Here is a 25,823-nt window from a genome sequence, read left to right as displayed (position 1 = left end):
TTTACTTCTTTTTTAAATAGGTGTCCCTCCAAAATAAAAACTTTTTTTCTATTAAATAATAAGAAACAACAGAAGAAACTAATATCCCTGTAAATTTAAAACACAAAGGAATATCCCAAGAATATAACCACATTTGTTGCCAAAGGTATATAGAATAACTCCATAGACCAATTGTTTTCATTATAGGAGTGTTCAAAAGGAGGAAAACTTTACTTGTTTTATCTTTATTAATTAATATAAAAATTAATAATACAATTAGACAATTTATTATTGTTAATCCTATAAAATTATAAAAATACCGTATACTAAGTCCAAAAATTTTTACTAATACTGAAGAATTGAACATTTGAAAAAACAACAACATCAGAACTAAAATAAATATTTTATCCTTCAGATAAATAAATACCTTCATTTTAACTACCTTTTCTTTGGTAATTAATGCAAGAATTCCTCCCATTGCCAATGAATCTGCCACAGTTTCAAATGAACGATGCAAAGAACCTCTAAACACATCAGGAATTATTTTAAAATACAAATAACTCACTCTAATCAAAGGTATTATTATTATAATCGCTAAGAATATTTTTAATAATTGACTGTAATTTATTACTTTTTTATTGTAGAACATAAACATTAAAGCGATGAGAATATAAAATTGCTCTTCAACAGCTAAAGACCAAGTATGACCTACAAACCATTGATTACTATTCCAAAGTGATCGAGGATGATAATTCTCTAAATAAACGGGTGCTCTCCAAAACTGTTCCCATTGAAACATTTTAAAATACATGAGCACAATAACAACAACAATAAGATAAACATAAAAAGCAGGAAAAGTTCTTATTACTCTTTTAAAATAAAATGTCTTAATAGAAAATTTGTTTGCATTTACATCTCTATACAAAATACTTACAATCAAATAAGCAGATATTATAAAAAATATTCTTACACCTAAATTAGCAATATCTATTAGTTTAAAATAGCCTTTAAAAGCATGACCAAAAACAACCATTAAAATGGAAATTGCTCTCAATCCATCTAAGGAAGGAATTCTGTTATTTAATATTTTCCCCAATTAGACTAATGATTTATAGAATTTTTCATGACTTTCAACCTCAACTTTAATGGAATAATTTTCATTTACTAATTTAAAAAACTGTAACCCAATTTTAGTCAAATCATCTATTCCCATATTCATAAAATGATTCAATTTTTCAGCCAATTCAACACTGTCTTTTGGAGTAAATAAATGTGAAGAATAATTTTCTAATTGATCACTAATTCCTGAAACTTTTGAACCAATAACTACTTTGCCATTTGCCATGGCTTCTAATAAAGCTACGGGTGAACCTTCTCCTTTTGCTAATGTAGGTAAAACAAATAATTCAGCATGATTAAGATATGATTTAACATCCAATTGTTTTCCAGAAAAAATAATTTTATCTGATAGGCCTAAGTTGTTAACTTTTTCTCTTAACAATTTACCATAATCATTTTTATCATCTCCCACTAACCACAACACCCAATCTGGAAAATTAATATTTATTTTATCAAAAGCATCAATTAAAATTTCTATACCTTTTACGGGAACAAAATTAGCAACACAAATTAAAACTCTTTGATTTTCATTAGTATTCATTTGCTCTTTAATTTTAAAATCAGGCAGTGAGCTTTTAAATTTTTCAGTTGAAACTCCTCTAGGAATTAATTCTGTTTTAGTAGAATTAGGATAAAATTGCTTTATCATATCCTTGTTTTGAACAATTATTTTTTGGGCTAAAAAAGAACGTAACTTCCAGCTATTTTTTGAACTTCCGCCCCAACTCATATTCTTTTTTGTAAAAGTCCATGCTATTCCAGCAAACTTTGCAGCTAAAGCTTCTGTATAATTAGAACTATAATTAAAACTATGAATAATATCTGGATCTATTTCTTTTAGCTTTCTTGAAATTTTCCAAGTCTCAAATACCATATTAGAAAGCGGACGCTCTTTGGCTAAATAATTAAAAACATGGACAGGAATACCACTTTGTTGTACCACTTTAAAAAAATCACCTTTAGTATTTAAACATAAAATATGAGGCTCAAAAAGCGCTTGATTTAAACGCAATGCTATATTTAGTAATGCTTTTCCACTACCTGCAGTATCAAAATTAGGAATTGTATATAGAACTCTTATTTTTCTCATTTAGCCAAAGCATATAAAGTGAATAAAGGCCATTTTAGATCTTGTTCTCCATTAATATGTGTACTTAATAGTTTTTCAATTTGTTTTTTATCAAAGCCAAATGTACTAAAATCTGTATCTAATAGTTTACTTGAAAACTCTTCTTTTAAGTCTTCTTTTATCCATTTTGATAAAGGAACTGAAAATCCTTTTTTAACTTGTTCTTCTGGAACAGCTGGCACTCTCTTATTTAAAATACTTTTAAGCAGTTGTTTTTGTTTACCATTTCCATAACTTAACATAGGATCAATTTGCAAACTTGCTTCAATCATTTTTTTCTGAAGAAAAGGCACTCTCACTTCTAAACTATTTTCCATACTTGCCAAATCTACTTTTCGGAGCGTTTTTTGCATCATTCCATAAAATTCTGCTTTTCTTAATTTACCTAGCAATCCTCTTTCATCATATTCATTGGAATAGTTATAAACACTCCATTCATGAGGTAAATTGGTATCTATTAATTCTGGAGCAATTGCATTTAGCCAATTGGGTCTAAATCTAGAATGTAAATTTTCATGAGCAAGAGATTGTTTCGAACTTAAAACCACATCGTTAATTCTTTTATTCCCTGTTGTATACTTATCAAAGCCGTAAACTGCTTTTCGAATTAAGGGTGGATAATTTTGATATTTTATATTTTTACCAATACTCCAAAAACGTTCATAACCAAAGAATAACTCATCTCCTCCATCACCACTCAAGGCTACAGTAACATTTTTTTTTGCTAATTTAGATACTAAATAAGTGGGTAAAATACTAAAATCTGCCAAAGGCTCATGCAAAGCTGAAGTAGCTTCATTCCAATACTGCAATGTCTCTTTTGCTGTTAAGTTCCAAATTTCTTGCTCAAGTTCTAATGCTTCTGCAAATTGCCTTGCTCGCTCTGATTCATCATGAATTTTACTATCTGACCCAATAGAAAAAACACTTAAATCATTCTTGTATTTTTTTGCAAAAGAACAAATTAAAGGAGAATCTACACCTCCTGATAAAAAAGCACCTAAAGAAACATCCGCTAGCAATTGATCTTGTACACAAGAATTCAAAGTTTCTTCCACTAGAAATTGTGCTTCTTTTTCCGACGTAATAGAACACTCTGATTTTGAAGGCATCTCCCAATATCTATGATGTGTTTTTTTACCTTCTAAATTAAAAGTTATCATTTCTCCTGGCAAAACTTGAAAAGTGTCCTCATATAATCCAAATGGAGCAGGCATGAAATGTTGTTGGAGATAAAGTTTTAAAACTTGAGGGTTTATGGATTTGTTTTTAAATTCTTTATGCTGTATTATTTGATCATATTGGCTAGCTGCAATTAATTTACCATTGGAATATCCATAAAACAAGGGTTTAATTCCTGCAAAATCCCTAACTAAAGTCAATTCTTTTGTTAAATGATCATATATAGATAGCGCAAACATTCCATCTAGTTCCTTTACGGTTTTTAAAACACCCCATTCTTCTAAACAAGCTGTAATAGTTTCGGTATCGCTGTTTCCTCTAAAATTTATATACTCTAATTTATTTCTTAGCTCTTTATGATTGTAAATTTCACCATTAAAAACTACTGTAAAACGGCCATTAAAACTATGCATTGGTTGATTACCTGCTTCTGATAAATCAACAATTGCGAGTCGATTAAAACCAAATTGAACCGTACTATTATTTGACCAATAGCCCTGATAGTCTGGCCCTCTTTTTTTTGAAATTTCTAATAAAGTAAGAAAATCCTTTTTTTCAAGTAATGGTCTCGGACTATATTCAATTAAAAATCCACACATTATAGTAAAGATTTATATAATTCTGTTAACTTTTCCTCTTCATGCCTTAACGTAAAATTAGTATTTACATATTCAATTGCATTTGTAGAATATAAAAAATAGCGCTCTCTATCATTCCAAACTTCTAGGCATTTATCAATCATTTTATTAATTTCATTATAGTCGTAAACTATAGCTGTCTTGTCTTTTATTACAGCTTCTGGTAAACCTCCTGCATTAGAAATAATACATGGTAACCCAACTGCTTGCGCTTCTAAAACACTAACTGACAATGCTTCTGAAACACTTAATTGCACAAAGAAATCATACCTTACTAGTTCTTTTTTTAACAAATCATTGTCTATTTTGCCTTTTATAGAAATAACATCTGTTAAATCATATTTATCTACTAAATAATATAATTGTCCTAAATCATTACCATTACCATATATGTCATATTGAAAATCAATACCTCTGTCTTTTAATAATTTTGCAAATTTTATACTACCTTCAATATTTTTTTCCCATGTCATTCTAAATGCTGATACTAAATGTAATTTATTAGGGTTTGGATATTTTGGTTTTGCCTTTGATTCCAAACCAAATGAAACAGGAATAACATGTATCTTATTTTCAGAAATACCCCACTTTAGCAAATACTCTTTTTGATTTTGACTTACAGTAATATAAGCATCTACTAAATTACCATATTTACTGTAAAAGTCTTTCCATCTTTTATCTATCCAAGGTTTTATGTAGGTATCTCCTCCTCTTAGTGTAATAACTATTTTACTAGTTTTTGGGTGCTGTAGTAAAGGTATTATTTTATTAAACAAGAAGCTATGTTGTAAATGTATAATGTCAAATTTATCAAATACTATAGCATCTAAGGCTTTATATTTTGACACTTTTAATTGGAACAGAATTCTTTGAATATAATCTTTAAATCCATAGGTTTTGATTATGTAATCTGCGCTACTATCTTCTTCATAAGCCAAAGTCTTTATAGCTAATGATGATTTTACAATTTGTAATAAATTTAAAAGATACTGTTGATAAGTACTCGGCATTTTCTCATATACATACAATATTTTCATACGACAAACAGCTTATTAAATAATTTCTATTTTCTTCTTATCCAAAGATTTCCTCCTTCATTTTTATAACAAAGTGGCATTTGTGTAAAAACGTCTTTATGATGTGTATGTAGATAGTGAGAAAACAATTCTATTTCAAACTCATTGTTATACATCAAAAAAGCTTTTAAAAAATAATCTTCATTCCAGTTTTTACCTTCATACACCCATTTTTTAGGATATTCAAATGGATAAAATATATCATGAAAATGAACATAAACTCCTTTTTTAAGTTTAGGCAAAATCTCAAATAAAACGAAATGCACATCACTTCCTGTTTTAACAACATGGGAACTATCTATAAATAATATATCTCCTTCATTTAACTGTTCAAAAACTGAAACATCAATGTTTTGTACAAAATCAACAATTATTTTTGTTGTTTTTTTATCTTCTTCTTTAAGTAATTTGTATAATCTTTCAGGATAAGGCTCTATAAATGTAAGGTTAATTTCATTATTAAAAAATAACTGATTGGTATCTAACATTACTGAGGAAGAAAAACCAGAACCAACTTCTATAATTTGTTTAGGTTTTAAATACCTAATCATTGAATATAAGGTTATGGCATCTGTATAAGAATACAATCCATTTTCAAAATAATACCTTTTGTCTTCCTTTTTATGTGTATCAAATGGAATCTCATTATAAAATTGAATAAAATTTGAAACCAAGTCTTTTTGACTATTTAATCTTAAATCAATACCATTAATTCCGTCTGTACTCACTCCTTTCCAGATTTTATTTTCTCTTTCTTTAATTTCATCAATTGAAATTATTGGCGAGAAATAATGACCAGATTCATAACGTGAATTCTTTTTTAATTTTACATTTTCAAGATATAACCCTTTTATATAGGGAAGTTTATTTAATATTGATTTTATTTTATTTTTCATATCGTCTATTTGATAAATAGTCATTAATTAAAGACTATTTTTTTTATAATTCTTCTAGATAAACCTTTAGATGTATTACTTTTAAAATGATATAATTTAGAAGCAACAATATACCAATTATATTGAAAACTAGTAATAAAGTCCTGTTTTTTACATTTTAAGATAAATGAATTCAATTCCTTTTTATAATTAAATTCTAGTAAATTGAATATATTCTTATGCATAAAATAAGTGAGCACCTTTTTTAGTCTTTCTTTTTCTCTTTTAGACAAATCATTTTCATTTAAATAATCCAAAACAAAGTCAAAACACATTAATCTTTCTTTATAAATGAGTCCGTTTTTAATGTTTTTCTTAGTTATGTTATGGGTATGTTCTCTATAATGATTTAAAGGTAATGGAATATAGCAAATATTTCCTTGCAATATCATCGAGATATAAGTGAATAAATCACCTGCATTTTTAAAGCCTTCTAATTTTTGAAAATCAATGTTTTGAAAAAAATGTTTTTTAAACAATACAGCACTAATATTATTAATAGTGACTTTATATAACAAAAAATCTAAAGTTTCATCTAAACCATTATTTAAATAGGAATGACTCCATTTCTCTGTTTTAAAAGCTTCATTTTTACGACTACTAAATGCTCCTAAATAGTTCCCTTTTTCATCAATTATTTTAGAGTCCGTATAAGTTAAAACTACATTCTTTGTTTTTTCAATTGCAGCAACTGTTTTTTCTAAAAACAAATCATCAGCAAAATCATCAGTTTCAGCAATCCAAATATATTTTCCTTTAGCTAGTTTTAATCCTTTATTCCATTGTTTAAAAGGTGATCCACTATTGGTTTCATTAATAATAAAATGACTTATTTTAGTACTATCCTTATAACTATTTAAAATAGCTAGACTAGCATCAGTAGAGGCATCGTCAAAAATTATAATTTCAAAATCCTGAAAAGTTTGACTTAAAACACTATCAATCCTTTCTTTAAGAAATTTTTCGTGATTGTAATTAGGGATAATAACTGAGACTGCTATCATTTTTATTTAATTACTTTTAGTCTCTACTTTTGCTTGAAACTCCTCAAAAGACATTAAATTCAAAGATTCTTTTCTAGTATCGTTAAAAATCTGATATTCAAAATAAGGATTGTGTATTTTTGAGGATACTCCTAAATTTATTTTTTTAGAAATTATACCAATTCCCCAATCGGAATCAATACAACAAGAATAATATTCTTTTACTAATCTGAACTTAAAAAAGGCTTTCCAAGTTGTTCCATTCCATGCACCTTTTGCAGGTGATAAAAAATAATTATATGATTCTCTTGCATGAAACTCCGTTGGAGGATTACAATCATGTAATATGACAAAGCCATCATCATTTAAAAATTCTAAAGAATTTATAATATCTTTTTCTACTTGATCTGCTAGATGAAGTCCATCAATAAAAATAATATCAAATTTAATAGTACTATTTAAAATTTGACCTTCTCTTATGCTTTTAAAAAACGCATCACTCGTTAATTTAAATTCCACAGGATTTTCTTGATTCTCTACACCTGGGTCAACACTATATTTATATGTAGCATTTATTTTATTAAAATTGTGTTCAGGATACCTTACACCTATTTCCAAATAATGTATATCTCTATCAAACTGTTTGACTAAATAATTAATTACATCTGTACGTATAGGTCCTTTTTTCTTTTCTAAAATATTTTTATTTAGAGCATCAATATGAAAAGAATTACTCATTGTATCTTTTCCTAATTGATAAATAGCCTTTATTTTTTTTAATTTATATTTCATTTTCAGTAATTGTAAGCAATTGATCAATATTTCCAGAACAAAGAATTTCTAAATTAGTATTAATTTTTTGGGTATCCCAATTCCACCATGCTATTGCTAGTAATTTATCAATGACTTCCTTTTCAAATCTAAACCTAATTATTTTAGCAGGATTTCCTCCTACAATAGCATAATCAGGAACATCTTTCGTTACAACACTTCCAGCTCCTATTATAGCACCATTACCAACTGTAACTCCAGAAAGAATTGTCGCGTTTGTCCCAATCCAAACATCATTCCCTATACTTACATTCCCTTTAGATTTGTGTTCTTTATAATCAATGCTAATATCAAAACTAGAAATGGTTTTAAAAGGATAAGTAGTTATCCATTCGCTTTGATGTTCCCCACCTAAAAGAATGGTTACGTTAGAAGCAATGGAACAATAATTCCCAATTATAAGATTAGTATTATCTTTCCAATCTAAAACTTTTGGTACTCCATATGTTCCTACTCCAATTGAATATTTTTCAAATTCTTTTCTTTCTGAAAGAAAAAAGGGAATTTTATTCTTTTCTTCCTTTTTAATTCCTAATAGTAGTTTTAGTATCTTTTTAAGTTTTTTCATATTTCTTTTGTGACTTCCCATTTTAAGAGTGGCCTAATTATTCCTGGCCAATTGCCTCCAATATTTTTCTTAACAGTAACAACACCCTCCAAAAAATTGTCTCTAATAGAAAAAGTAAGTGCATTTTCAATTTTCAAATGAATTCTATTAGGATTATAATTACCAACTGCTACTAGCACTGTATATTTACCCTCAGCCAAAAAGTTTGATGGAATTTTACATACCGTATTTATTATAGATTCTTTACCATCATGAAATCTTTCCCATTCGGGAGCATTAAATTCATTAGATGAAAACAACAAGACGTCGTAATCATTAAAAATCTGAATGATGGCTGTATTTTTATTTTCAGCATTAAAATCCCAATAATCAATAGCTATTGAGATTTCTTCAGAAACATCAAAATCATAATTTGCTTTACCCTTAGAGTTTAGAACTTGTATGTTTTTTAACTTTGCATATTGATTTCCAGGTGCACTATCAATTGTTTCCCAAGACTGTATTGTTTTAATGGCATTTTTTGAAGTAATATATTTCCTTACTGCTTCATCACTATTACCTTTAAAAACTACACTTCCATTCTCTAAGACAATAGCTTTCTTAGTTAATTTTAAAATGGCATCCATATCATGACTCACAAACAAAACAGTTCTTCCCTCTTCTCGTGAAATATCTTGCATTTTACCAATTGCCTTTTTTTGGAATTCAGCATCACCGACCGCTAAAACCTCATCCACTACTAATATTTCAGGTTCTAAAAAAGCCGCAACTGCAAAAGCCAACCGAACTGTCATTCCGCTACTATAACGCTTTGTTGGAGTATCAATATAACGTTGGCAACCACTAAATTCTATTATTTCATCTAATTTAGATGTTATTTCTTTTTTAGTCATTCCTAGAATGGCACCATTCAAATAAATATTTTCTCTTCCTGTTAATTCAGGGTTAAAACCAGTACCTACTTCTAGTAAAGAAGCAATCCTACCTCTAGATTTGATAACTCCAGTAGTTGGTGCAGTAACTTTAGATAAGATTTTAAGTAATGTAGATTTTCCTGCACCATTTTTACCTATAATTCCTAAAACTTCTCCTGCTTCCACTTCAAAATTAATATCTTGTAAAGCCCAAACATACTCACTTGTACCTTTAGTACTTCTATCATTGGATTCGCCCACTTTTAAATAAGGATCTTCTTTTCCTCTTATTCTATACCAAAAACGATTCAAGTCATGGCTAATTGTACCAGTACCAACAGTACCTAAACGATACTGCTTAGATATATTTTCAGCCTTTAATATGATTCTTTTTTTACTCATTCCTTTTAATTAGTATTGAAACAAGATTAATTATATTTTCATTAGTCTATTTCCTATTTCTCCTTTTCTCTAAACCGTATCAATAAACTTTTTCTCTGTTTGATTAAAGATAACCAATCCAAAAAGAAAAACGACTATAGTAAACACTAAAGTATATAGTAATCCTTTAACAGATAATTCCCCAACATTTAATAAAATGCATCGAGACGTTTCAATTACATAAGCCAAAGGATTATATTCTATCAACCAACCAAATTGGGGTAACTTTTCTTTTATTAAATCCATAGGATACATAACAGCAGACACATACATTAATAATTGCACTCCAAATGTTACTAGAAAAGTTAAATCACGATATTTAGTAACCAATGAAGAAATAATCATTCCTAATCCTAATCCTAGAAACCCCATAATAACTATTAAGAAAGGAAATAAAATTATTTTATTGTCGAGTTGAAATGCAAATTTATCAATTGCAACATAGTAAATATAGAAGCCTATAAAAATCAATAATTGAATACCTAATTTAACTAAATTGGTAATCACTATCGACATGGGCATAATAACTCTTGGAAAATACACTTTCCCAAAAATGGATGCATTCTTTTTAAAAGTATCAGAAGTTTCATTTAAACAAGTTGCAAAATAATTCCAAATGATTACACCTGCAAGATTAAATAATAAAGAAGGGACACCTCCTGTCTTAATTCCTGCAACATTATTAAAAATAATAGTAAAAATAATAGCTGTAAAAAGTGGTTGCAACAAATACCAAAGCGGGCCTAAAATGGTTTGTTTATAAACGGTAACGATATCGCGTTTCACAAACAATAGCAATAAATCTCTATACCGCCAAACTTCTTTTAAGTTAAGCGAGAAGAAGTTATTTTTAGGTTTTATTTCAAACAACCATTCTTCATTAATAGGCTCAGAGTTATTCATAGCAGAGGGAGTTCATTGGAATAAGCCCAAAAATAAACTATTTTAAGCAAGGAACAAATAATTTTAATTAAAAGTAAATTTTATGAAATTTTACAATTGAAGTTATTTCAAGAAGACTCTAAACAAACTATTCCTATATTTGCAAAGAAAATTGCTATTATGTTCTCTTTATTTAAATCAAAACCAAAGTTACACGAACTTATACCTGATACTTATGTAGATATTCATTCTCATATTTTACCAGGAATCGATGATGGAGCAAAAACTATAAATGATTCAGAATACTTAATGAATCAAATGCTAGATTTCGGATTTAAAAAAGCAATTGCTACTCCACATACTATGAACACGGTTTGGGATAACTCTAAAGACAGTATTCAAGTTACAAAAGTAAAAGTAGAGAAAGAACTACCTGCTGAAAGCAATAGACTTAAATTAAATTGTGCTTCTGAGTACTTTATGGATGATCATTTCCTAAAACGTTTTCAAAATGAAGAGCTATTAACACTAAAAGAAAATTACGTATTAGTTGAAATGTCCTATTTAAATGCACCTATTCAGCTTTATGACATACTTTTTGAATTGCAGTTAAAAGGCTATCAACCTGTTTTAGCACATCCAGAACGATATACTTTTTTTCATAACAATTCCAAAGAATATGAAAAACTCAAAAAAGTAGGCTGTCTTTTTCAAATGAATTTATTGTCCAGTGTAGGATATTACGGAAAAGAGGTTTGTAACGCTGCTGAAAAGCTTTTATCTAAAGACATGATGGATTTTGTAGGCTCAGATATTCATCATAAAAATCATATTTTATCCTTTAAAGACAAAACAATAATCAAATCATTAGACAAATTGGAAATAGCCATTCAAAATAATAACTTCTTCCTATAAACTTACTTTTGGTATATACTATCTTTTAAAAACGTTTAAAAAAGAATACCAAGGCTTTTTTTCAACCGTTTGTCCATAACCATAGCCGTATCCATATCCATAACCTGTTTTAATTTCTGTATCATTAATAAGGATAGACATGTTTGGGAGTTTCTTCTCATTATATAATCGCTCAGGCAATTCTAGCATTCTCTTATCTAGGAAATTAGCTCTTGTTACATATATAAAGGCATCAGCATATTTAGCAATTAACAAAGTATCTGTAACCAAACTTACTGGAGCAGTGTCAACAATAATATAGTCGAACTCCTTTTTTAGTTCGGCAAACATATCTCCTACTTTTTTACTCATCAATAACTCTGCTGGATTAGGTGGAATAATTCCAGCTGGAAGTACATTTAGATTAGAAAACCCTTCAACCTTGGTTATATATTTTTGTAAACCATTAGACTCTTTTGATGACAAATAATTTGTAACTCCTCTAGATTCTAACTTTAAATATTCATCTAATCTTGGATTACGTATATCCAGACCTACTAATAAAACTCTCTTTTCTGACAAAGCAATAGTAGATGCCAAATTTACAGAAATAAAAGTCTTCCCTTCTTTAGGATAAGTAGATGTTAAAAAGATCACTTTTGCTTCTTCTTCTGGCACATTTGTCAATAAAAATTCTAGGTTTGTTCTTACTATTCTAATAGCTTCAGCTGTACTAGTACGACTTGTGCTATCAATTATCAGTTGACCTGTCTCTAATTTTGGGATTTCACCTAAAAATGGAATTGTAGTATTTCTTTCTAAATCTACTCTCGATTTTATTTTAGTATCAAATAAGTCTATCAAATATAAAATTCCAAAAGGAATCAAAACTCCTAATAACAAAGCCCCTAAATAAATCATTCTTCGATTTGGAGAAACAGGACTTTTAGCCGCTTTTGCAGCATCTATTACTTTAGCATTTGGTGCAGTAACTGCTAAGGAAATAGCAGTTTCTTCCCTTTTTTGTAAAAGATATAAATATAAAGATTCTTTAATATTTTGTTTCCTATCAATATCTCTAGAACTTCTTTCTTGAGAAGGAATTTGAGAAATTTTACCACTCAAAATAGCATTTTGTCTTGCTAAATCATTCTTCTTAATTAATAATGATGACTTTACTTGATTCAAACTAGAACTCACACTACTTTTTAATGCATTTATTTTATTGTCTAAATTTTGTACCAATGTATTTTTCGAGCCTGCTGTTTTTAATAATTTATTTTTTTGTAAAACCAATTGGTTATATTCCGAAATTAAACCACTAGCTCCTTGATCCTGTGTAATAATATTTACAGGTATTAATTCTTCAGTATCAGAAGAGTTAACATAATTAATCATCGTTTCTACAACTCTAAGTTGAGTTGAATTTTCCACTTGCATTCTTTCAAAATCACTTGCATTTTCTAAATACAAACTCGCTTCGGAAACAACATCTGTAATTTTATTAGTTTTTTTGAAGACTTCTTTATTTTTCTCTACATCTTGAAGCTCATCTGATATAATACTTAATCGCTGTTCAATAAATTTTGAAGTGTTCTCAGAAATATATTTTTTATCTTCAATAGCGTCTTTATTATAATTTTCAACTAATGCATTTAAAAAATCTTCCGCTTTTTCTTTAACTGGATCAATGATACTTAATTCAATAACACTTGTATTTTTACTTATTGTAGCAACACTTAACCTGTTTTTAAAACTCTCAGTAATTTGGCCTATTGGGTTAACCTGAATACCAATGTTATAATTTATTTTTACATATTCTGGCTTATTAACCAAAATCATAAACTTTTCTTTGCCTATTTTAAAATATTCACCATATTTAAAAACTCCTAACTTAAGGTCCGATTCATCATAGATAGTAAAAGTAGAATTAGTAGCTTTCTCAACTCGGTAAAAATGATTTTGAGAAAGATATTTAGCTGAACTTTCAGAAAGAATTATTTTAACTGGTGATTTTTTATACAATTCTTCCCATTTTACTCTACCTTGAGTAAGATAAGAAATATTTAGTTCTAATTCTTTTATAGTTGACTCTACTAAAGTTCTAGATTTTACTACTTCGATCTCATTATCTACGTTACTTTTTATATTAGACATTAAGCCTAAATCAGAAAATGCTGAAAGCTCAGAAGCCATATTCCCTTTTCTATCGTCTTTAACTAATATTGTAGCAACAGCTTTATAGCTTGCAATAGTATATCTTAAATATAAAAAAGCACTCAATATAGCCAAAAACAAACCAAGTAGAAACCACTTCCAATGCTTTAGGTATTTTTCAATTTCTTCCTTAATATTAAAATTAATCTGATTCTGACTTTCAGTTGTATGTAAGTTTTGCATTTTATCTAGTTGTTAAAACGATAATGGTTACTATTAAAGATAAAGCAGAAATACCTACAGTCAAATTAGGGCCAATTATAGAAGAGTTTACTCTTGTTTTATTTGGCTCCACATAAATAACATCATTTTGAGATAAATAGTAAAAAGGTGAATTTATAAAATCTGACTTTGTGATATCTATGCGTTCCATTATCTTATTTCCATTTTGCTCTCTAATCAATAAAATGTTATTTCTTTTACCATAAATAGTTAAGTCTCCTGCTAAACTCAATCCTTCAAGTATTGTCATTCTTTCACTTTTAACACTATAGCTACCTGGTTTTGAAACCTCACCAAGTACTGAGATTTTAAAATTTAATATTCTTAAATTAACAACAGCATCTTTTACATGTTCTTTCAATACGTCTTTAATTTTTAAAACTGCTTCTGTTTTGGTTAAACCTGCTAAATGAATGGACCCTAAAATTGGAAATTCAATATTTCCATTAATGTCTATAATATAGGTTTGCATTTTTGTATTCCCTTTAGACTCATCAAGATTATCATCTAATGATATTGATTTTAGATTATAAGGAGCTGCTATTTCTGGATTTTCAGAAGAAACAATTATTAAAAGTACATCATCTGGTTGCAAATGAGGTTCGTATGAATTTATTGTTTCAGAATTTTGTGAATTTTGTATATAAACAATATTCTTTTTAGAAGCACATGAAAAAAAGCAAAGTATAGTTATTAAAAAGAAAAGTTTCTTAAATTCTTTCATTAGTTTTTATTTTTTACAAATATAAATCAGTTAAATTAAAAATTAATTATCTAAACGCTCATAAATAGAGTTCATACTTTTAAATTCAGGAATTATTTTTTTCATTTCAATTACAATTTCCAAATCATTTGAACATTTTGTTATCTTTATTAAGTTTGCAATTTTTATCAAATTCTCATCATAATCCTCTTCAAATTCTTGTGAAATCATAATTTTTTCATGATACGTTGGTAATGTTTTTGAAGTATCATTTAGCAACTCTTCATATAATTTTTCTCCTGGTCGCAAACCAACTACCTCTATATCAATATCCTTATAAGGCTCATATCCTGCTAACTTAATCATCTTCTTAGCCAAATCAATTATCTTAACTGGTTTTCCCATGTCAAAAATAAAAATCTCACCTCCTTTACCCATAGAACCCGCTTCAAGAACAAGTTGACAAGCTTCAGGAATAGTCATAAAATACCGAATAATTTTTGGATGAGTTATTGTTACAGGTCCTCCTTTTTGAATTTGTTCAGAAAAAAGCGGTACAACAGAACCATTAGATCCTAAAACATTTCCGAAACGTGTGGTAATAAATTTAGTTATTTTATTTTCGTCATTTTTATATTTAAAATAAAGAGACTGAACATATTTTTCAGCAATTCGCTTACTAGCCCCCATAACATTACTTGGATTAACTGCTTTATCTGTTGAAACCATTACAAACTTCCTTACATTGTTTTCTAAAGATAAATCTGCCAAATTTTTTGTTCCCAAAACATTGGTAAAAATGGCCTCAGAAGGATTTTCTTCCATTAATGGCACATGTTTATATGCCGCTGCATGATAAACCATACTAGGCTTATATTTTACAAATACTTTATTTAAAGCTACTTTGTTTCTAATATCTCCGATTAATGGAATAATTTCAATATTTTTTTCAAACTTTAAAATATCAATCGATAATTTATGCAATGGTGATTCTGCTTGATCAAAAATAAGTATTCTCTTCGGTTTGAATTCCAAAACCTGCCAAACTATTTCGCTACCTATTGAGCCAGCTGCTCCAGTTATTAAAACTGTTTTACTTGAAATCTGTTTTGAAATTATTTTATTATCTAATATGATAGGCTTTCTTTCTAATAAATCTTGAATCTCAAAATTCTTAATTTTTTTAGAGATCTCCTTTTCGTTTTCCCAATCTGTTATAATTGGTACTACATACACTTTAATATTGTTTTCTAAACAATCATCTACTATTTTTATTTTTTCTTCTTTAGTAAGTGATTTTTCTGCTAATATTAATGTCTTAGCACTTAATGAACGTAATAAAACAGATGCCTTTTTATTTTTATACAAAATAGGTAGTCCCAAAATACTTTTAGACTTATTATGCCTAGATTTATCTAAAAAGGCGACAATTTTAAACCTTGATGGAATTTCAGTTTTAACAGCATTTGCTACTGCAATAGCATTTGCATCTGAACCATAAACAACTGTTCTAATTAACTTTTTAGAATCTGTTGCATTAATTTCAAAAGCAAACTTTACTATAATCCTAAAAAAAAACAAAAAAGTAAAAGAGAGAATAAAACTTATGATTAGGCCTGGAAAAAGAAATATTTTCTTTTGAAGAATAAAAAAGCAACCATAATTTATGATACTTAACACAAAAAAAGAACAAAAACTTGCAAAAAATATTTTTACTGCATCTATAAATGTTGAATGCCTAATGATACCAGAAAAGGTTTTAAAGACTCCAAAAAACAAAATATTAACAAGGAGGACTAATATGTATTGATATAAAACTGAAATTGTTTGATAAAGACCTAGTGTTAAACTAATTAAAATAAGGTGTGTTAATAAATTAGCAACAAGTAAAATAAATACATCTATACAAAAAATAATCCATCTAGGTAGATAACCTATAGAAAACAACTTTTCATTTAATTTTATCATTTATTGATATTAACAATTATTGCAAAAGTACTAAAAAAAATCCCTAATAACGGTGGCTATTCTTTCTTTATCACTAGTTGTTAAATTTGATCCAGAAGGTAAACAAAGTCCTTTTTCAAATAGTGATTCAGCTATATTATTTCCATAATACAAACAATCTTTAAAAACAGGTTGTAAATGCATTGGTTTCCACAAAGGTCTCGTCTCAATATTTACTTTTTCAAAAGCTAATCTTAAAGCTTCTCTAGTCTCGTAATTTAACAATAAAATGGCACTTAACCAATGATTTGAATAATATTCATTATTGGGTTCATTAAAAACGGAAACTGAATCAATAGTTGAAAAGATTGATTGATAAAATTGATTCATTTCTCTCCTTTTTCCTATGTGATTATCAAGAATCTCCATTTGCCCTCTTCCTATACCTGCACAAATATTACTCATTCTGTAATTGTAACCTATATGTGAATGTTGGTAATGAGGAGCATTATCTCTGGCTTGCGTCGCTAAAAAAATGGTTTTTTCTTTTACTTTTTGAGAATTAGTCACTAAAGCTCCTCCTCCAGAAGTAGTTATTATTTTATTCCCATTAAATGATAATATTGATATTCTTCCAAAAGTACCACATTTTTTCCCTTTATAGGTACTTCCTAAAGATTCTGCACTATCTTCTAAAACTGGAATTTCATATTTATTAGCAACTGCTAAAACTTCATTTACCTTAAATGGCATTCCATACAAGTGCACTGCTATAATTGCTTTAGGCTTTTTCCCTTTTTGAATTCTATCAAGAATAGCTTCTTCCAAAGCTATTGGACATATGTTCCAAGTTTCTTCTTCGCTATCAACAAAAATAGGAATAGCACCTTGATAAACAATTGGATTAGCTGAAGCTGAAAAGGTAAACGTTTGACAGATGACCTCATCACCTGAAACCACACCTAATTGGATTAGACCCAAATGCAAAGCAGCTGTTCCCGAACTTAATGCTGAAACATACGAGTTCTCTCCTAAATAGTTTTGTAAATCCTCTTCAAAACCAGTAACATTTGGACCTAAAGGAGCAATCCAATTCTCTTTGAAAGCTTGTTCAATATATTTTTGTTCATTGCCTCCCATATGAGGAGATGACAACCATATTTTTTCTTGATTCATGCTCTAAAAATTGTTTTAACAATTAGCTGCAAATCTACTAAAATACTTTGTTTGTAGTAGTATTCTAAATTCATTTTTACTTTATCAGGAAAAATTACTGCATCGTTATACTCTAAAGGATTTTCATATTGATTTAGTAATTCTTCTTCATTAGCATATTTTATTGAGGCTTCAGACGTTAAACCTGGTTTTAATTCTAAAATTTTTCTATTTTCCCCTTCTAATAGGTCATAATAACCTGGAATGTCTGGTCTAGGTCCTACAAAGCTCATTTGTCCTAATAAAATATTAAGTAATTGTGGTAGTTCGTCTATTTTAGATTTTCTTAAAAAACGTCCAAAAGAAGATATTTTTTTTGTACTATCACACATCGTTTTTATTTTAAAAATTTTAAAAGGCTTACCAAATTGACCAATACGCTCTTGAACAAACCATCCAAAAGATTTTGTATCTATGAAAGCTATTAGTATGCAAATCACGAGAATCCAAGATAACAATACTAAACTTAGCACAGCTAAAATTAAATCGAAGATTCTTTTATAATAAGACTGCATTAATGATACTTTATGGGTTTAGCAGGAATTCCAACAGCTGTACAGTTTTCTGGCAAAGAACGTGAAACTACAGCACCTGCACCAACTACCGTATTAACACCTATACTTAATTGATTTATAATTTTAGCTCCTGTACCTACATAAACACGTTCTCCAATTAAAACTTCTCCTGATATGTTCACAGAAGGCATAAATGAAGAATAATTACCAATCTCTGTGTCATGACCCACAGTACAATATAAGTTTAAAGTCACAAAACTGCCAATTTTTATATTGCAAGTCAGTATAGAACCTGCACAAATGATTGTTCCCTTTCCTATTTCAATATAATCATCCCCTAAAAGTGCAGTTGGATGAATTAATGTAGGAAAATTTAAATTTTCATTAGTTAATTTTGAAATAATTTTTTCTTTTATCTTTGGATCTCCAATGCCTATAGCAACCGAAGTTTTTTCTGAAACATTATTTAACATTTCAATTTTTCCTAAATACTTTAAACCATTACACGTTTCTTTCATGGTTGCAGCATCATCATAAAACCCTAGAATAATATATTTATTTTCAACTTGATTAATTTGATCAATTAGAACTTTAACTTCTCTGCCAAATCCTCCAACGCCAATTATTACTATATTTTCCATATTAATAGTTATTTAAACCCTTAAAAACTTCCATCGTAGCTTCTCCTTCTTGTGAAATACCTTCTCTTACAAAAACTTTCTTAATTGTTAAAAATAGTATTTTTATATCCAAGACAAAACTACAATTCTTCACATACCACACATCATATTCAAACTTTTGATTCCAACTAATTGCATTTCTACCATTTATTTGTGCCCAACCTGTTATTCCAGGTTTTACTTGATGTCTTTGTTTTTGAAAATCATTATATAAAGGCAAATATTGAGTTAGCAAAGGTCTTGGTCCAATTAAACTCATATCTCCTTTAATTACGTTTAATAATTGTGGAATTTCATCTAAAGAAATTTTCCTGACAAATGTTCCTATTTTTGTTACTCTTTCTTTATCCGATAATAATTGTCCTTCGCTATCTTTTTTATCATTCATGGTTTTAAACTTAATGATTTTAAAAAGTTTTTCATTTTTTCCTGGACGTATTTGAAAGAAAAAAGGCTTTCCTTGGTTAGCAAAAAACAATCCAGTTGTCACAAAAATAAAAATTGGACTTAAAAGGAGAAAACCAATTAAGGAAGCGACAAAATCTATTATTCTTTTAATAAAACTTTTATACATTACTTTCTATACTTTTATATTCTTCCAAAATAGCACTCCAAACTTTTTTTTGTTCATAATTACTCACGATTCTTTCTCTAGCATTTTGTAGTAATTCATTGTAAAAAGAAGTATTTTCTAACAAAGATTTCATCGCTTCAAAGATAGCAATTGTATTTTTGACAGGTATTATAACTCCATTGTGATTAGGAATAATTATTTCATTACACCCATTTATATCTGAAACGATACTAGGAAGTTCCATGGCACCAGCTTGCATGACAACATTAGGAAATCCTTCTCTGTAGCTTGGAAAAACTAAAGCATTGGACATTGCAAAAAATGGACGGACATCGTTTTGATATCCTACACTAATAATGCTAGTATTCTTTTCAATTTCTTTTAGAATCTTTTCTTTTAAAGGATCTAATTCGCTTTCTAATGGACCAACGAGTAATAATTTAGCTTTAGAGAAAATAGCATTTAATTTTGTAAAAGCTTCAATTAATTCATTAATTCCTTTATCAGAAACTAGTCTACCTACAAATACAAATACAAAATCGTCTGAAAATATATTTAGTCTTTCTCTTAGTGCTTTTTTCTCTTCAATATTAAATATATCTGGGTTAAAAAATGAAGTATCAATTCCATTTGAACTACCATTTCCAATGACTTTTAATTTTTTAGGATGACAAAATTTTTCTTTCAAAATAAAATCATACAATCCATACGAATTTGGGTATACTTTTGTTGCGCAAGCATAAATTAGTTTCTCAACTACATTAAGTACTTTTCTTTTAACCCCTTTTGCTTCCATTAATGGCAAACCTGCGACTGTATGTAAACGAATTGGAACACCTGCTAAATTTGAAGCTATCATAGCAACTAATCCTGCTTTTGGTGTATGAGAGTGAACTATTTGTGGTTGTTCTTTTTTTAAATAACGGTATAATTTTAAAATGGCAAGAAAATCTTTAAATGGTGTAATTTTTCTAGTCATTTCTAAATGAAAAATTGCCGTATTTTCTTTCTTACTAATTTGCTCTAAATAAGGTTTATCTGATGAAACCCCAATTACTTCATAAAACTGATTCATATAATTTAATTGACCAGATAATAACTTATCTAGTGAAATAGGAACTGTTGTTATACGAATGAGTTTTTGTTTCATATTAAAGCTTTATAAATATCCTCGTAAGAATCTATCATTTTTTTTATATTATATTCTTCTGCTCTTTCCTCACATTTCTTTGAAATTAAGGCATAAAAATCTGTTAATTCAAGTTTTAAAATGAGTTCTTTTAATTGGTTTACATTTCCTTTTTCAAATAACAAGCCTGCATCTTTTACCACATCTGCCAAACCTGATACATTGGTTGCTATTACAGGTTTTCCTAAAGCCATACCTTCAATAGCAGCTCGACCAAAACCTTCCCAATGACTGGACATTACAACTACATCCGCTAAATTTAAGATTGCACCTATATTGTTTTGTAACCCAAGAAATTCTATTCTATCTGATACATTTAGTTTTTCTACTAATGCTTTACAAATTTCAATTCTTTCACCATCTCCAACAAATAAAACAACATATTTATTTGGTAATAAAGCTAAACAATTAATTACTGTATCTTGATCTTTTGATATTCTAAATCCGGCTACTTGAACAATAATCTTTTTTCCAATGTATTTTTTAGACAAATCATTCAATACAATTTTTGATTCTTCTTTTACTTTAGAAAGATCAACTCCATTTGGAATTGTAATAATATCAGTTCTCATGATATGTTTAGAAAGTGCTTTAGTTGCTTCTTTAGAAATAGCAATTATTTTATCATATTTATTATAAATAAATTGATCAATCCATTTTAAAAAAAAGTAATCTCTTCTTTTATTGTAAGTACTATGCTCTGTATAAATTAATTTAACTTTTGATCTAGTAACAATTTTTGCTAATGCAACCCAATATAATGAAGGAAATAAATGTGCGTGAACTACATCATAGTTGTTTATTATTTTGGAAATTTTAAAAACAAAAAATGGATTATATATAAAATTATTTACTCCAAACCAAGTCACTTTAATTCCATTTTTTTTTAATTCTTCAACAAAAAAAGTTTGATTACCATCTAACAATAACACATCCATTTCAAAACCATTCATAACATGAAGTGGAACATTTCCTGCTATAGAACGTTCTGCACCACCTATATTAAGTGAATTTATTACACGAAGTATTTTCATTTTAATTATTTTTTTGCTGATCTAACCAAGATTGAAAAACGATAACGTCCCATAATTGATTTTCCCAATTTCTTTTACCAGATAAATGTTCTTGCCATTTTTCTCTAACAATTGTAGTATTAAAAAAACCTTCTTCATTAAGTCTTTTTGGATTAATTAAATTTTCACACCACTCTTTTAATGGTCCTCTAAGCCATGAAGCCAAAGGTACTCCAAAACCCATTTTTGGTCGTTCAATCAAAGATTTTGGCACATACTTATAAAGTACTTCTCGCAAAACCCATTTATCAACTCCGTTCCTTAATTTATACTCCATAGGCAAAGACAAAGCAAAATCAACTACTCTATGATCTAATAGTGGCACTCTAGTTTCAAGCGAATTTGCCATAGCTGCTCTATCTACTTTTGCTAAGTTATTATTAGGCAAATAGGTTATTAAATCTGTTGCCATCATTTCTGCAAAATAATTATCAATAACTAAAGAATTTGATTCAAAAAGAGTTTTCGTTTTTTCTGAATGTAAAACCCAATTTGTTGCCTGTAAATTATGAGTCATAAATCCTTTATGATAAAATTCTTTTCTGTCTTTAAACTTCAATAATTCAGATGCTTTTAACAACTTATCTACTACATTAATTTGTATTCCTTTATCATTTTTTTTGCCCTTTAATGGAAGCAAAATAGTTTGTAAAAAGCCATAAGGCATCATTTGAATACTATTTCCTACACCAACTCTAACAAAGTGTGGGATTCTAGAAATTTTATTCCAAGATTTGTTGGCTAATTGATAACGACTATAACCACAAAATAGTTCATCACCAGCATCTCCAGATAAACTTACAGTAACCTTTTGCTTTGCAATTTTAGAAACTAGATAAGTAGGAATTTGAGATGATTCTGAAAATGGTTCAGTATATATTTTAGGAATTTCGGGAACAATATCTAGGACTTCCTTTGCAGAAATATAAGCTTCATGGTGATCTGTCCCAATATGATTAGCTACTTTTTTTGCATGTTCGGCTTCGTTATATTCTTTTTGGTCAAAACCAATTGAAAACGTATTAACCTTACTATCTGATTGTAAATGCATTAAAGCAACAATTGTACTAGAATCAACACCCCCTGATAAAAAAGCACCTAATGGCACATCTGCATTCATTTGAATTCCTACTGCATTTATCAATAACTGTTCAAGTTGCTTAACGGCATTTTCAGGAGTGTCTTTAAAAATAGGATTATTATTTTGATTGGCTTTATTTTGGGTGGACCAATATTGTTTTTTTGTTATTGTTTTATCTTTTATATCCATTGTAAGAAAACAACCTGATTCTAACTTATAAATATTTTCATAAATAGAATAGGGTTCAGGAATAGAAGCATGTTTCATGTATAACACCAAAGCATTTCTATTTATTGGATTATTGAATAATGGAAAAGTTTTTATTGGATTCAATTCAGATGCAAAAACAAAATTATCGTTTACCCATCCGTAATACAATGGTTTTTCTCCCATTCTATCTCTAATAAGAGTTAGTGTCTCGTTTTTTGCATCAAAAAGAGCAATCGCAAACATGCCTATGCAATTTTCTATTGTTTTTTCAATACCCCAATTTTCTATTGCAGTTAAAATAGTTTCTGTATCAGATGTTCCTCTCCAATTTATTTTTAAATATTTATCTAATTGTTTTCTGATATCCAAATGATTGTAAATCTCTCCATTAAAAACCAAATGATACCTTCCAGAATTTGATAGCATAGGTTGATGACCTGTCTCAGACAAATCTACTATAGAAAGCCTTGCATGCCCTAATCCTATATTTAGATTTTCATTAAACCAAGTTCCGTTACTATCCGGACCTCTATGATTCATCTTAAAAATCATATTTTCTAATATCTTTTTATGATCTAAAGTTCTTGTTGCAATAAATCCAGTAATTCCACACATTTTTTTAGATTCTTAAGTTAGTTTTTATTACGATATTGAATATAGAAGTTTAACAAAATTCCAAAAGGAATTGCGAAAAATGTAAGTATAAAGAAAGAGTTATTCTTAAAAAAATTATATTCTTTAAGTTGAATGCAACCTGAAACATAATGAATTGCAGCTTTAAATCTTATCTTAAAATAGTTAGAAAATTGCATTTCTATTTTTCTAGCAAAACGAAATCCTTTTGGGTTACGAATGTATTGTCTAAAAATATTCCTAGAAGAGCCATCTTCTAAGTATTCTACGACACAAAGTAATTCGTTGAGGCAAAGTAATTCGTGTTTTTTATCAATTTGAAGATACAAAGTGCCAAGTGGCACAAAACTTTCATTCTCAAAAATAGGATATTTTGGAAAAGCTTTTACAATTTCTGTTCTGTAAACTAATTTTTTATCACCCTTTATTTTATATTTATAATACAAATCTTCTAAAGTTGCACTTTTAAGGTTTGAAGGCATTTCTTTACCTAAAACTTTACCATCTTTAGTAGCATCCAAACCTACGATTCCTGCATATTTTTCATTTCCATTTTTATTCCAAAATGAAATAATTTTTTCCACACAATCATCAGTCAAATAATCATCTGAATCTATACAAACATTAAGTTCTGTATTTATATTTTTATAGGCAGTGTTATAACCACCATGCATGCCTAAATTATTTTGAAAAATATAATTTATTTCAACTTTCTTTTCTTTTTTCCAAGATGAAACTAGTTCTTTAGTGTTATCTGATGAACCATCATCAATTATTAACCAAATAAAATCGTTAGAAGTTTGTCTTACTAAACTATCATAGACCTGATGCAAACAATAAGCTCTATTATAAGTTGGAGTAAATACTGTTAATTTTTTTTTAAAATTCATAAAATTAGGCTAGGATAACATTTAAAATAAAGGTAAACATAAAATAAAAAAATAAAACCAAAGCCGTTTTTTTAGTTTGATTAGGGATCATTTGCTGTTTTAAAAATGGATAAATAATAATTACACCCATCATAAACCAAGATAAATAAGCAAATCTATTACTAAAATTAGCACGAATAATCAGTATCCAGAAAGCATTCGAAAATAAATACACATTAAATAACCGATGATATAATTTATCTTCAAAATTCTTTTTAACAATAAAATACCATCCAGTATATACTGCAGATGCACTGTAGAGTAAAAAATCCCATCTAAAGCCTGTGTAAGCAAACTGATCTCCATTTACATTCCCATCAGTTAAATAGCTAATCCTTTCATCACCAAATCCTAATGAAGCAAATATAAGTTCAAAAGAGCCTCCAGCAATTAAGGATAACGGTATACATAGCAACCACAATCTTAAATAACTTATCCTATTATTGTAAAAAAAAGTCAATATATAAGCCATAACAGGTAGTAGCATTGATTTATGAAACAATGTTCCTATTAAGGCAATAGCTATAGCCCAAGTTTTTTTATTTTCGAATGTAAAAGCGTATAAAACTATGGCGGCTCCAAGTCCGTTACGTATTCCATTTGTACCATATGCCCAAAAAGAAAAAGAACTTACTAAAAATATGAAGCCAAAATACCAATAGTCTTTAAATATTTTTTTAGAAACTAAATAGTGTAAATAAACATAAATAGAAGCACAAATTAAAAAAAAGAATTCTGCATTAAGATAAAGTGCACTGTACTTTATAAGCAACATAAATCCATATTCTTTATCATAAAAAGAAGATAGAGAACCGTCTGCCAACTTATTAAAAACACGTAAATAAGCTCCTGTATCTCCCATATACCCCTTATCTAGAGGTCTTAGCCCTATATAGACAAGAATAATAAAGACTATAAAAACGCCCATTTTTGAGGAAACTTGTAGCTGCCTTTTAGAAAAATTTTTCAAATACAGAAGCATTACTAAAATAAAATTAAAGTAATAAAAAAGAGGTGTATAGAATTCTATTGGGATAAAATCAATCAAGTGCTATGAATTAGTT

General features: G+C 28.4%; 23 protein-coding genes. 1 reads left to right on the top strand and 22 read right to left on the bottom strand.

The genetic code is table 11. The features are described from left to right. Position 1 precedes the first annotated feature (1 nt). The 10 genes from FIA58_RS10830 to FIA58_RS10785 all read right to left on the bottom strand — a co-directional run bounded on the left by FIA58_RS10830 (position 2) and on the right by FIA58_RS10785 (position 10,698). Positions 2-1,075 (bottom strand): acyltransferase family protein, encoded by a 1,074-nt coding sequence (locus tag FIA58_RS10830; RefSeq protein ID WP_140962498.1) that lies wholly within the window; start codon positions 1,073-1,075, stop codon positions 2-4. Next, a complete protein-coding gene (locus tag FIA58_RS10825; RefSeq protein WP_140962497.1) occupies positions 1,076-2,188 on the bottom strand; it encodes a glycosyltransferase in 1,113 nt (370 codons plus the stop codon). It lies immediately after the preceding gene. Beyond that, positions 2,185-4,008: an asparagine synthase (glutamine-hydrolyzing) gene (gene asnB, locus FIA58_RS10820; protein WP_140962496.1), complete on the bottom strand. Its 1,824-nt coding sequence runs from the start codon at positions 4,006-4,008 to the stop codon at positions 2,185-2,187. Before asnB (FIA58_RS10820) ends, FIA58_RS10825 begins: the two co-directional genes overlap by 4 nt. Beyond that, positions 4,008-5,084 carry a glycosyltransferase family 4 protein gene (locus tag FIA58_RS10815; protein WP_140962495.1) on the bottom strand — a complete coding sequence of 359 codons (1,077 nt, stop codon included), beginning with the start codon at positions 5,082-5,084 and terminating at the stop codon, positions 4,008-4,010. The genes asnB (FIA58_RS10820) and FIA58_RS10815 overlap by 1 nt, the downstream gene beginning before the upstream one ends. A 26-nt stretch (positions 5,085-5,110) precedes the next feature. Further along, positions 5,111-6,019: a class I SAM-dependent methyltransferase gene (locus tag FIA58_RS10810; protein WP_140962494.1), complete on the bottom strand. Its 909-nt coding sequence runs from the start codon at positions 6,017-6,019 to the stop codon at positions 5,111-5,113. Positions 6,020-6,042: 23 nt separating this feature from the next. Then, on the bottom strand, positions 6,043-7,062 hold the full coding sequence (locus FIA58_RS10805) for a glycosyltransferase family 2 protein (protein ID WP_140962493.1): 1,020 nt from the start codon (positions 7,060-7,062) through the stop codon (positions 6,043-6,045). Between the two features lie 6 nt (positions 7,063-7,068). Continuing rightward, positions 7,069-7,833 (bottom strand): class I SAM-dependent methyltransferase, encoded by a 765-nt coding sequence (locus FIA58_RS10800; RefSeq protein WP_140962492.1) that lies wholly within the window; start codon positions 7,831-7,833, stop codon positions 7,069-7,071. After that, positions 7,823-8,440 carry a CatB-related O-acetyltransferase gene (locus FIA58_RS21735; RefSeq protein ID WP_140962491.1) on the bottom strand — a complete coding sequence of 206 codons (618 nt, stop codon included), beginning with the start codon at positions 8,438-8,440 and terminating at the stop codon, positions 7,823-7,825. The genes FIA58_RS10800 and FIA58_RS21735 overlap by 11 nt, the downstream gene beginning before the upstream one ends. After that, positions 8,437-9,756 (bottom strand): ABC transporter ATP-binding protein, encoded by a 1,320-nt coding sequence (locus FIA58_RS10790; RefSeq protein WP_140962490.1) that lies wholly within the window; start codon positions 9,754-9,756, stop codon positions 8,437-8,439. The genes FIA58_RS21735 and FIA58_RS10790 overlap by 4 nt, the downstream gene beginning before the upstream one ends. Before the next feature lie 69 nt (positions 9,757-9,825). Then, a complete protein-coding gene (locus FIA58_RS10785; protein ID WP_140962489.1) occupies positions 9,826-10,698 on the bottom strand; it encodes an ABC transporter permease in 873 nt (290 codons plus the stop codon). 159 nt (positions 10,699-10,857) lie between these two features. Here FIA58_RS10785 and FIA58_RS10780 point away from each other — a divergent pair, with 159 nt between their 5' ends. Next, entirely contained in the window at positions 10,858-11,592 is a 735-nt protein-coding gene (locus FIA58_RS10780) for a tyrosine-protein phosphatase (protein ID WP_140962623.1), read from the top strand. Between the two features lie 18 nt (positions 11,593-11,610). Here FIA58_RS10780 and FIA58_RS10775 read toward each other — a convergent pair whose 3' ends face one another. The 12 genes from FIA58_RS10775 to FIA58_RS10720 are packed head-to-tail and all read right to left on the bottom strand — an operon-like array spanning position 11,611 to position 25,687. After that, a complete protein-coding gene (locus FIA58_RS10775; protein WP_140962488.1) occupies positions 11,611-13,971 on the bottom strand; it encodes a GumC family protein in 2,361 nt (786 codons plus the stop codon). Between the two features lies 1 nt (position 13,972). Continuing rightward, complete coding sequence (locus tag FIA58_RS10770) at positions 13,973-14,734, bottom strand: polysaccharide biosynthesis/export family protein (protein ID WP_140962487.1); 762 nt, start codon at positions 14,732-14,734, stop codon at positions 13,973-13,975. Positions 14,735-14,776: 42 nt separating this feature from the next. Then, complete coding sequence (locus FIA58_RS10765) at positions 14,777-16,681, bottom strand: polysaccharide biosynthesis protein (RefSeq protein ID WP_140962486.1); 1,905 nt, start codon at positions 16,679-16,681, stop codon at positions 14,777-14,779. Positions 16,682-16,711: 30 nt separating this feature from the next. Continuing rightward, a complete protein-coding gene (locus FIA58_RS10760; protein WP_140962485.1) occupies positions 16,712-17,836 on the bottom strand; it encodes a DegT/DnrJ/EryC1/StrS family aminotransferase in 1,125 nt (374 codons plus the stop codon). Beyond that, positions 17,833-18,390: a sugar transferase gene (locus tag FIA58_RS10755; RefSeq protein ID WP_140962484.1), complete on the bottom strand. Its 558-nt coding sequence runs from the start codon at positions 18,388-18,390 to the stop codon at positions 17,833-17,835. Before FIA58_RS10755 ends, FIA58_RS10760 begins: the two co-directional genes overlap by 4 nt. Next, positions 18,390-19,031 carry an acetyltransferase gene (locus FIA58_RS10750; protein ID WP_140962483.1) on the bottom strand — a complete coding sequence of 214 codons (642 nt, stop codon included), beginning with the start codon at positions 19,029-19,031 and terminating at the stop codon, positions 18,390-18,392. The genes FIA58_RS10755 and FIA58_RS10750 overlap by 1 nt, the downstream gene beginning before the upstream one ends. A gap of 1 nt (position 19,032) precedes the next feature. Continuing rightward, positions 19,033-19,644, bottom strand: a complete 612-nt coding sequence (locus FIA58_RS10745; RefSeq protein WP_140962482.1) for a sugar transferase — start codon at positions 19,642-19,644, stop codon at positions 19,033-19,035. Beyond that, positions 19,637-20,794, bottom strand: a complete 1,158-nt coding sequence (locus tag FIA58_RS10740; protein ID WP_140962481.1) for a glycosyltransferase family 4 protein — start codon at positions 20,792-20,794, stop codon at positions 19,637-19,639. Before FIA58_RS10740 ends, FIA58_RS10745 begins: the two co-directional genes overlap by 8 nt. Next, on the bottom strand, positions 20,791-21,867 hold the full coding sequence (locus FIA58_RS10735) for a glycosyltransferase (RefSeq protein WP_140962480.1): 1,077 nt from the start codon (positions 21,865-21,867) through the stop codon (positions 20,791-20,793). Before FIA58_RS10735 ends, FIA58_RS10740 begins: the two co-directional genes overlap by 4 nt. A gap of 1 nt (position 21,868) precedes the next feature. Beyond that, positions 21,869-23,812 (bottom strand): asparagine synthase (glutamine-hydrolyzing), encoded by a 1,944-nt coding sequence (gene asnB / locus FIA58_RS10730; protein ID WP_140962479.1) that lies wholly within the window; start codon positions 23,810-23,812, stop codon positions 21,869-21,871. A gap of 17 nt (positions 23,813-23,829) precedes the next feature. After that, positions 23,830-24,720, bottom strand: coding sequence for a glycosyltransferase family 2 protein (locus FIA58_RS10725; RefSeq protein WP_140962478.1), 891 nt, complete (start codon positions 24,718-24,720; stop codon positions 23,830-23,832). 4 nt (positions 24,721-24,724) lie between these two features. Then, positions 24,725-25,687: an EpsG family protein gene (locus tag FIA58_RS10720; RefSeq protein ID WP_165928901.1), complete on the bottom strand. Its 963-nt coding sequence runs from the start codon at positions 25,685-25,687 to the stop codon at positions 24,725-24,727. Between the last annotated feature and the right edge of the window lie 136 nt (positions 25,688-25,823).

It is taken from the genome of Flavobacterium jejuense (assembly GCF_006491595.2).
Taxonomy (GTDB): Bacteria; Bacteroidota; Bacteroidia; order Flavobacteriales; family Flavobacteriaceae; genus Flavobacterium; species Flavobacterium jejuense.
Note: the sequence above shows the minus strand (reverse complement) of the source record. Positions and strands in the feature narration are given on the sequence as shown.

What these genes read in the sequence shown, in the direction of transcription:
- FIA58_RS10825 (WP_140962497.1), bottom strand. Translation starts at nt 2,188, where the DNA reads ATGAGAAAAATAAGAGTTCTATATACAATTCCTAATTTTGATACTGCA.
- asnB (WP_140962496.1), bottom strand. Translation starts at nt 4,008, where the DNA reads ATGTGTGGATTTTTAATTGAATATAGTCCGAGACCATTACTTGAAAAA.
- FIA58_RS10815 (WP_140962495.1), bottom strand. Translation starts at nt 5,084, where the DNA reads ATGAAAATATTGTATGTATATGAGAAAATGCCGAGTACTTATCAACAG.
- FIA58_RS10810 (WP_140962494.1), bottom strand. Translation starts at nt 6,019, where the DNA reads ATGAAAAATAAAATAAAATCAATATTAAATAAACTTCCCTATATAAAA.
- FIA58_RS10805 (WP_140962493.1), bottom strand. Translation starts at nt 7,062, where the DNA reads ATGATAGCAGTCTCAGTTATTATCCCTAATTACAATCACGAAAAATTT.
- FIA58_RS10800 (WP_140962492.1), bottom strand. Translation starts at nt 7,833, where the DNA reads ATGAAATATAAATTAAAAAAAATAAAGGCTATTTATCAATTAGGAAAA.
- FIA58_RS21735 (WP_140962491.1), bottom strand. Translation starts at nt 8,440, where the DNA reads ATGAAAAAACTTAAAAAGATACTAAAACTACTATTAGGAATTAAAAAG.
- FIA58_RS10790 (WP_140962490.1), bottom strand. Translation starts at nt 9,756, where the DNA reads ATGAGTAAAAAAAGAATCATATTAAAGGCTGAAAATATATCTAAGCAG.
- FIA58_RS10785 (WP_140962489.1), bottom strand. Translation starts at nt 10,698, where the DNA reads ATGAATAACTCTGAGCCTATTAATGAAGAATGGTTGTTTGAAATAAAA.
- FIA58_RS10780 (WP_140962623.1), top strand. Translation starts at nt 10,858, where the DNA reads ATGTTCTCTTTATTTAAATCAAAACCAAAGTTACACGAACTTATACCT.
- FIA58_RS10775 (WP_140962488.1), bottom strand. Translation starts at nt 13,971, where the DNA reads ATGCAAAACTTACATACAACTGAAAGTCAGAATCAGATTAATTTTAAT.
- FIA58_RS10770 (WP_140962487.1), bottom strand. Translation starts at nt 14,734, where the DNA reads ATGAAAGAATTTAAGAAACTTTTCTTTTTAATAACTATACTTTGCTTT.
- FIA58_RS10765 (WP_140962486.1), bottom strand. Translation starts at nt 16,681, where the DNA reads ATGATAAAATTAAATGAAAAGTTGTTTTCTATAGGTTATCTACCTAGA.
- FIA58_RS10760 (WP_140962485.1), bottom strand. Translation starts at nt 17,836, where the DNA reads ATGAATCAAGAAAAAATATGGTTGTCATCTCCTCATATGGGAGGCAAT.
- FIA58_RS10755 (WP_140962484.1), bottom strand. Translation starts at nt 18,390, where the DNA reads ATGCAGTCTTATTATAAAAGAATCTTCGATTTAATTTTAGCTGTGCTA.
- FIA58_RS10750 (WP_140962483.1), bottom strand. Translation starts at nt 19,031, where the DNA reads ATGGAAAATATAGTAATAATTGGCGTTGGAGGATTTGGCAGAGAAGTT.
- FIA58_RS10745 (WP_140962482.1), bottom strand. Translation starts at nt 19,644, where the DNA reads ATGTATAAAAGTTTTATTAAAAGAATAATAGATTTTGTCGCTTCCTTA.
- FIA58_RS10740 (WP_140962481.1), bottom strand. Translation starts at nt 20,794, where the DNA reads ATGAAACAAAAACTCATTCGTATAACAACAGTTCCTATTTCACTAGAT.
- FIA58_RS10735 (WP_140962480.1), bottom strand. Translation starts at nt 21,867, where the DNA reads ATGAAAATACTTCGTGTAATAAATTCACTTAATATAGGTGGTGCAGAA.
- asnB (WP_140962479.1), bottom strand. Translation starts at nt 23,812, where the DNA reads ATGTGTGGAATTACTGGATTTATTGCAACAAGAACTTTAGATCATAAA.
- FIA58_RS10725 (WP_140962478.1), bottom strand. Translation starts at nt 24,720, where the DNA reads ATGAATTTTAAAAAAAAATTAACAGTATTTACTCCAACTTATAATAGA.
- FIA58_RS10720 (WP_165928901.1), bottom strand. Translation starts at nt 25,687, where the DNA reads ATGGGCGTTTTTATAGTCTTTATTATTCTTGTCTATATAGGGCTAAGA.